Here is a 6,609-nt window from a genome sequence, read left to right as displayed (position 1 = left end):
CCTCGCACCCCGCGCAGACCTCGCACCCCGCGCAGACCTCGCACCCCGCGCAGACCTCGCACCCCGCGCAGACCTCGCACCCCGCGCAGACCTCGCACCCCGCGCAGACCTCGCACCGCCCGCAAAGCTGGCACCCCGCGCAATCCTCAGCGTTTGGCCCGACCTCTCGCCCGACGTCGAGGCCGTCCGCGCAACAATCGATGGTCTGGCCGAGTACGTCTGGGAGAACCAAGCAGGCGACATCCAGAGCGTGTTCGTGTCCGAGGAGACCAAGGAGTTCCCCGATGACGCCATCGCGGCAGCCGTCCACCCCATGACCGGAGACGCGTACAACCCAGTCCTGCTGGGAGTCCTGCCAGATCCCGACGGCGTACTACGCGCCCGTTGGTCCGCCTGACGATCTTCAGCCCGGGCAACCGACCGACATCACTCAAGGCCTGGAAGGGGATCTCACGTCCTCATCAGGGACTGAGCGAACGGCAGGTGAAGTACCGGCAGGCGCGTCGAGACGCCGTGTGTAGCTAGTTGCTTCGAGGGTCCTCGATCAATCGATCCTCCTGGTGGGAGCCGTAGTACTCGGACTGGCGGGCCATGATGTCCCGCATCGACGTGCCACGCGGTACGCCGTACACGGTGCCGGGGAAGTCCAGGGGTTCCTGGATTGCCCAGAGTTCCTCGTGGCGGTCGGGGGAGAAGAGTTCGGCGGGGTCTCCGGCGGCGATCCAGCCGATCGGCAGCACCGTTCCCGGTGCGAGGCGTGAGTTGACGTGGAGCACGCTGTTGATCCGGAGTTCGGATCCGGCGCCTGCCACCGAACCGGGGAACAACGCGGCGCCCGTGGCGAGGAAGACCTCGTCCTCGACCGTGGCGCCGTTCACGTGGCTGTGCGGTCCGACCAGCACCGCGTCGCCGAGCAGCGCGGGATGGTCGGCCCGGCCGCGGACCAGGGCGTTCTCCATCACCACACAGTTCGTCCCGAGCCGGACCTCGCCGTTCTCCGCGGTCAGTACCGCGCCGTGCAGCACCCGGCAGCCTTCTCCGAGCACGACTGCACCGCACAGGACCGCCGACGGCGCGACGTACGCCGACTCCGGTACGACCGGTCTCCGGCCGCGATGTTCGAGCAGCATGAACTGTCTCCTCTCGTCGTCCACCACCTTCCCGTCTCAGCCTGCACCGTCGAAAGCTCTCCAACGCCCGGGGTCCTCACATCCCCGGGCGGCCATCGCCGTACCGGCCGTCCACATCGATGGTGGGAGGTTCGGCCGCTCGAACGAAGGTCTGGGTTGGAAAGAGGTACCGCGCGCTGTATGGAAAACATTAGAACACCTGTTCGAAGCAGCGCAAGAAAAGCTGACACCTCAACGGCATGCGATCAGGTACGCCGTACCGCCAACTGCGGGAAGGTGCGATCGAGCACGAACAGCACGCCGGAAACGCCCAGCGCCAGCCCGGCGATCGCCAGCCACGGCACCGCATGACCGCGGACGAAGAGCTGAGCGAAGAAGACCGGGACCAGCACGCTGGCGAAGGTGAAGGAGTACTGCCAGTACGACAGGTACTTCCCGCGGCCACGCTCGGGAGACACGGCCGCTGCCAGCGCGTTCCCCGTCGCCGCATGCAGCACGTCACCCGCAGCGAAGAACACCGTCGCCAGGATCAGCCCCGGCACCACCAGGCCGGCCGGGATGTGAAGCAGCGCAGCCATCAGCAGTCCCCAGACCGCCCAGAGCAGCCCGGCCAGGATCATCACCCGCATCTTCCGGTGCTTCTCCGTGTGCCGCACCACCAGCGTCTGTCCAGTAGCCAGCACCACCGAGATCGCAGCCAGCAGTACGCCGACCAGCCACTTCGGCGCGGGCAGAGCCTCGGTGACGTAGACCGGCAGCCCGACGCCGATCATCATCGTGCACAGCGCGAGCACGGTGTTCGCACCGATGAGCATCAGGAACAGCTTGTCCTTGCGCAGCTGCGGCGCCGGGCCGGTGTCCTCCACCGCGCGAGCGGTGTGGTCCGGGTGGATCCACAGCATCAGTACGCCGGCGGTGAAGAAGCTCAGCGCGTTGAACGCCATCGCGAAAAGGAACGGCGCGTCCCCGTCGAAGGTCAGCAGCGCGCCGGCCAGCAGAGCCCCGAGCCCGAAGCCGGCGGACTGCATCATCCCGCCCAGGCCGAACCAGCGGTCGCGCTCGCCCGGATCGGAGACGTCCGCGAGCAGGCTGAAGATGGACGACCAGAACATCCGCTGGCCGGTCGTGCTCACCAGCGCGCAGACGACAAGCAGCCACGTCGACCGCCCGAAGAAGAAGCCGACGAAGGCCAGACCCTGCGCAACCTGCGCGGCGATCACGAGGTTCCGCGGCCCGACCCGGTCGATCACCAGCCCGACCGCGGCGGGGGCGGCGACCGAGAACAGCGTCGCCACGGTGAGCAGCACTCCCGCCGTACCGAGCGGGATGTCGGCCACCCGGACGAAGAACAGCAACATCAAGGGGCCGGCGCAGCCGCCGCCGAACGAGTCGATCGCCAGTCCAGCGAGGAGCGGGACGCGACCGCGGACGTTGGGCAGGCCGAGGGACGTGGCTGTAGGCATGAGGAGGCACTCCGATCTCGGCCGCCGAGCCTAACAACCCACCCCGCCGCCCTCCACGGCTTTAATCCATCGGCACCCGCTATCCTCGACCCTCGGCGGGTCCGTACTGCGAACCTGCCTGGAGGGTTCGCATAGTGGCCGAGTGCGCTGGTCTTGAAAACCGGTATGGCGGGTGACCGTCATCGTGGGTTCGAATCCCACACCCTCCGCCTGTGAGAGCCGGTGATGCGCTCTAGGACCGGCTCAGGATGGTGGCTGCCGGTCGCAGGGTGCGAGGATCGTCGGCGTGAGCAGCGACAGGGACGAATGCTGGTTCGCCGTCCGATGCGTCTTCGCCAGGGGTTGGCCACCGGACCGAACGACTCCCGTGTACGAGGAGCGCATCACTCTGTGGCGTGCCGCGTCGGCGGAGGACGCGATCGAGCGAGCCGAGGCCGAGGCGCTCGAGTACGCCGGCTCTGTCGTGGAGTCGCCCGACTCGTACCTCGGCATGGCGCAGTCCTACCAGCTCTTCGACGCTCCAGGCGACGGTGCCGAAGTGTTCTCGTTGATGCGGACCAGTGCGCTCGAACCCACTGAATACCTGGACACGTTCTTCGACACCGGCGCCGAACGGCAAAGACCCGTGGAGTGACCGCCGAGGTTACGGGTTGTCCGAGCGGTAGACGCCCCAGTAGTGGATGCGCTTCGTATTGGTTCCGTTCAGGGCATAAAACTGGATGCGGTACGACCCCGACGGTTCGTACGACCAGGTCTGGGTGACGTAGCCGCGGCTGGTGGTGCACCAGATGCGCTCGCTGACGCTTTGCACGACCCAGTTCGTCCCCACGCGCTTCTGCAGCCGGACGATGAACGACCCGTCCGTGCTCGAGCACGACCGCTGCAGGTGGATCTTCAGATAGCCCCACCGGGAGTTGCTGAACGCGGGGCTGTGGACGCTCTTCGTGAAGCTGTACGTCACGCCGTCGTTCGTTGCCAGGTAGACCGACGATGCCGCGGCCGGTGAGGCGTTCCCTACCAGCCCGGCCAACAGGACCACCATGAGCGCCGGGATCACGAGGAACGATCTCAGGAGGTTCTTCATGTCTAGCTCCTCAAATTGTCGGCAGTGGTCACGCGCGGTACGCGCCGAAGCTGTGGATCGTCACCATGCCGCTCTTGCTGACCTTGTTGAAGCGCAGCCGGTAGGTGCCGCGGGCAACGGAGCCGAAGGACAGCGTTCCGACTGTGTTGAACGTGGTGCAGCCGACGTCCCGTGTCTGGTCCACATCTCCCCAGCCGCCGCTGGTGGTCTGCTTCTGCAGCCGCACGTCCCAGTAGCCGCCCGCGGACAGTGCGCCGTACTCGCACGAAGCGTTGTAGGACACCTTGATCACGCCGCCGTTCCCGGTGAACGTCTTGAGCGCGGAAACGCTGTCCCTGAACTTGTAGTTCGTACCCTGCACCAGATAGGTCACCGCTTCGCTTCGCTCCGTCGTGGCGACGAGCCCGACGGACGTCACCAGGGCGAAGGACAGAGCCGCCAAGGCGGCGCGGGTCAGCTTCTTCACTGTGTACCTCTCATGAAACGAGGGCAGCCCCCGATCAGGATGCCCGCTGAACGTCCGCGACGTTACGAGCCGGCCCCGTCGCCTCGCTGCCCGTACCGCGCCCGTACCGGCCGAAAAACCGGGAGCAGTTCGGCGAGGACTCGGGCAAGCTGAGGGCATGAAGATCCGGACGGCGATCACCGACGCCGACTACGAGGACTGGCGCGCGGTGCGGATCGCGACCATGCCGTACGAGCGGTGCCCGACCGTGGCCGAGATGCGCGGCCTCGATCGGCCCGGCCGGCTGTTGCTGCTCGCGGAGATCGACGGCGAGGTGGTCGGCAGCGGGCTCGGCGACCGGACCGGCGACGGCGAGCGGGCGGGGCTGACGGCGCGGGTTCGCCCGGAGTTCCGCCGACGCGGCGTGGGGACCGAGTTGCTGCGGGCTCTCGCCGACCATGCCGTTGCCCAGGGCTACGACAGTGCGCGGGGCAGCGTCGACGACGAGGAGTCTCGGCTGTTCGCCGAGCGGTTCGGGTTCGTGGAGACGGATCGCCAGGTCGAGCAGGTGCGGCCGATCGGCGACGAGCCGCGGCCGGCGCAGTCGACGGCGTACGAGGTGGTTTCGGTTGCCGAGCGCCCCGAACTGTGGACGGCGGCGTACCACCAGGTCGCGCTGCCGACGTTCCCGGACATGGATCTGCCGGTCCCGCTGAAGGTCTCGGCGGCGGACTGGGCGACGGAGTGGATCAACGAGCCGGCCGCGATGTTCGTGGCGGTCGCCGGTGACCAGGTGATCGGCGTGGCGGGGCTGATGCTCGACTCCGACCGGCCGGAGCGCGCGGAGGTGGCGTACACCGCCGTACGCCGGGAGTGGCGCGGCAAGTCGGTCGCCGCGACGCTCAAGCGCACCAGCATGGCGTGGGCCGCGGAGAACGGGATCACCGAGATCTACACGTGGACGCAACGCGGCAACGACGCGATGCGCCGCCTCAACGAGCACCTCGGCTTCACCTACGGGATCACCAGCATCACCCTGCGCGCGCCGCTGCCCCTGATCACCCCAGACCGGAGTACGCGATGACGTTGGAGATGCCGATGCGCACCGCCGTGAAGCCTTCCTGGACGAAGGATTCGGCGATGGCCTCCGCGGGCTGCGACGGGTAGTAGCGGCCGGCGATGCCTTCGGCGACGGCGGCGATCTGGTCCGGCTCGGCCGAGATCCGGGCCAGTCCCTCGATCGTCACGAAGCCGTACGGCTGCTGCTCGTCGCTGATACAGGCGGCGACGCGCTGATCGCGTGCGAGGCTCTTGCCTTTGACGCTCCCCGGCGACAGCGCGAAGGCGAGCTCGTCGCCGTCGAGCACGAAACAGACCGGGGTGACATGGGGGCGCCCGTCGGCGCGGGTGAGCGCTACGTGGGCAAGCCTGGTGCCCGCGGTGACGAACGATCGCCATTCGGTGTCGGTCATGGTGGCCATCGGCAGGTTCCTCTCGTACGGGTTGTCGGTACGACGCTAGGCGGCCCGACGTATCGAGAAAAGCGATGGTTTCCGATGGAGTCGATCGCGATCACCGATACTCTGGAGCATGGTCGACATCGAACTGCGGCACCTGAGAGCGCTGGCCGCTGTCGCCGAGGAAGGAACGTTCGGGCGAGCGGCCGCGCGGCTGGGCTACACCCAGTCGTCGGTGAGCCAGCAGATCGCCGCGCTGGAACGTGCCCTCGGCGGCGCCGTCTTCGAGCGCCCCGGAGGCCCCAGGGCGGTACGGCTCACGCCGCTCGGCGAGGTGGTTCTGGCCCACGGCCGCGAGGTGCTGGCGAAGTCGGAGTCGCTGGCCGACGCCGTCGACCGCTTCCGCGCGGGCAGCGGCCGGATCGACATCGGCACGTTCCAGAGCGTGTCCAACCTGATCCTGCCGGCCGTCGTACGGCAGCTGCTCGACGAGCATCCGGGCTGCGACATCAGGCTGTACGAGGTGCAGCCGGAGGATCCGAAGATCGGAGATCTCGACCTGCTGTTCCACGACGGCCGGGTCGAAGGCGACGTCGAGCACGTCAAGCTGCTCGACGAGCCTTACCTGCTGGTGGCCGCCGCCGGCACTTTCCCCGCTGGTCCCGTCCGGGTGAAGCTGCTCGACGACGCCCCGATGGTCGCCTGGCCGCCGACCTATCACCAACGCTGGCTGGAGCGAACCCTCGCCGGCCATGGCGCCCGTCCCCGCATCGTCTTCCGAACCGCCGGCCACGAGACCATCCTGTCGATGGTCCGCGCCGGCATCGGCTCCGCCGTCCTCCCTTGGCTGGCCCTGCACAGCACCGGCGCCGCCTCCGACGACCGGCTCACCCTTCACCCGCTCGAGCCATCGCCCACGCGTGAGATGCACCTCCACTGGCCGGCGCGCACTCAGTCACCTCTGGCAACCCGAGCCATCGCCATCGCCGTCGATGCCGCCAATGACCTGGCCCAGCAGTCACCTCAGTAG

The 6,609-nt window shown here is 68.1% G+C and carries 8 protein-coding genes, 1 tRNA gene and 1 pseudogene; 5 read left to right on the top strand and 5 right to left on the bottom strand.

The annotated features are described in order from the left end of the window. Window positions 1-397 (top strand): annotated as a pseudogene (locus tag ABD235_RS22780) (hypothetical protein); the annotation flags it as partial. A gap of 124 nt (window positions 398-521) precedes the next feature. Here the strand turns inward: ABD235_RS22780 and ABD235_RS22775 are convergent. Beyond that, window positions 522-1,130: a gamma carbonic anhydrase family protein gene (locus ABD235_RS22775; RefSeq protein WP_344177253.1), complete on the bottom strand. Its 609-nt coding sequence runs from the start codon at window positions 1,128-1,130 to the stop codon at window positions 522-524. A 245-nt stretch (window positions 1,131-1,375) separates the two neighbouring features. Continuing rightward, window positions 1,376-2,593, bottom strand: coding sequence for an MFS transporter (locus tag ABD235_RS22770; protein ID WP_344177251.1), 1,218 nt, complete (start codon window positions 2,591-2,593; stop codon window positions 1,376-1,378). Window positions 2,594-2,713: 120 nt separating this feature from the next. Here ABD235_RS22770 and ABD235_RS22765 point away from each other — a divergent pair. Both ABD235_RS22765 and ABD235_RS22760 read left to right on the top strand, forming a co-directional pair. Further along, window positions 2,714-2,802: transfer RNA gene (locus ABD235_RS22765), tRNA-Ser, on the top strand. Window positions 2,803-2,960: 158 nt separating this feature from the next. Continuing rightward, on the top strand, window positions 2,961-3,227 hold the full coding sequence (locus ABD235_RS22760) for a hypothetical protein (protein ID WP_344177249.1): 267 nt from the start codon (window positions 2,961-2,963) through the stop codon (window positions 3,225-3,227). 9 nt (window positions 3,228-3,236) lie between these two features. Here ABD235_RS22760 and ABD235_RS22755 read toward each other — a convergent pair whose 3' ends face one another. Both ABD235_RS22755 and ABD235_RS22750 read right to left on the bottom strand, forming a co-directional pair. Beyond that, window positions 3,237-3,677, bottom strand: coding sequence for a hypothetical protein (locus ABD235_RS22755; RefSeq protein ID WP_344177246.1), 441 nt, complete (start codon window positions 3,675-3,677; stop codon window positions 3,237-3,239). A 28-nt stretch (window positions 3,678-3,705) separates the two neighbouring features. Continuing rightward, window positions 3,706-4,143 carry a hypothetical protein gene (locus ABD235_RS22750; protein ID WP_344177244.1) on the bottom strand — a complete coding sequence of 146 codons (438 nt, stop codon included), beginning with the start codon at window positions 4,141-4,143 and terminating at the stop codon, window positions 3,706-3,708. 157 nt (window positions 4,144-4,300) lie between these two features. On the opposite strand from ABD235_RS22750, the gene ABD235_RS22745 reads away from it, so the two are divergent. Further along, window positions 4,301-5,206, top strand: a complete 906-nt coding sequence (locus ABD235_RS22745) for a GNAT family N-acetyltransferase (protein WP_344177243.1) — start codon at window positions 4,301-4,303, stop codon at window positions 5,204-5,206. On the opposite strand, the gene ABD235_RS22740 is transcribed toward ABD235_RS22745, so the two are convergent. Continuing rightward, window positions 5,181-5,603, bottom strand: a complete 423-nt coding sequence (locus tag ABD235_RS22740; RefSeq protein WP_344177241.1) for a PPOX class F420-dependent oxidoreductase — start codon at window positions 5,601-5,603, stop codon at window positions 5,181-5,183. The genes ABD235_RS22745 and ABD235_RS22740 overlap by 26 nt on opposite strands. A 109-nt stretch (window positions 5,604-5,712) precedes the next feature. Here ABD235_RS22740 and ABD235_RS22735 point away from each other — a divergent pair, with 109 nt between their 5' ends. Further along, window positions 5,713-6,609 (top strand): LysR family transcriptional regulator, encoded by an 897-nt coding sequence (locus tag ABD235_RS22735; RefSeq protein ID WP_344177239.1) that lies wholly within the window; start codon window positions 5,713-5,715, stop codon window positions 6,607-6,609.

Source organism: Kribbella lupini, assembly GCF_039529595.1.
In the GTDB taxonomy this organism is placed as follows: Bacteria; Actinomycetota; Actinomycetes; order Propionibacteriales; family Kribbellaceae; genus Kribbella; species Kribbella lupini.
Note: the sequence above shows the minus strand (reverse complement) of the source record. Positions and strands in the feature narration are given on the sequence as shown.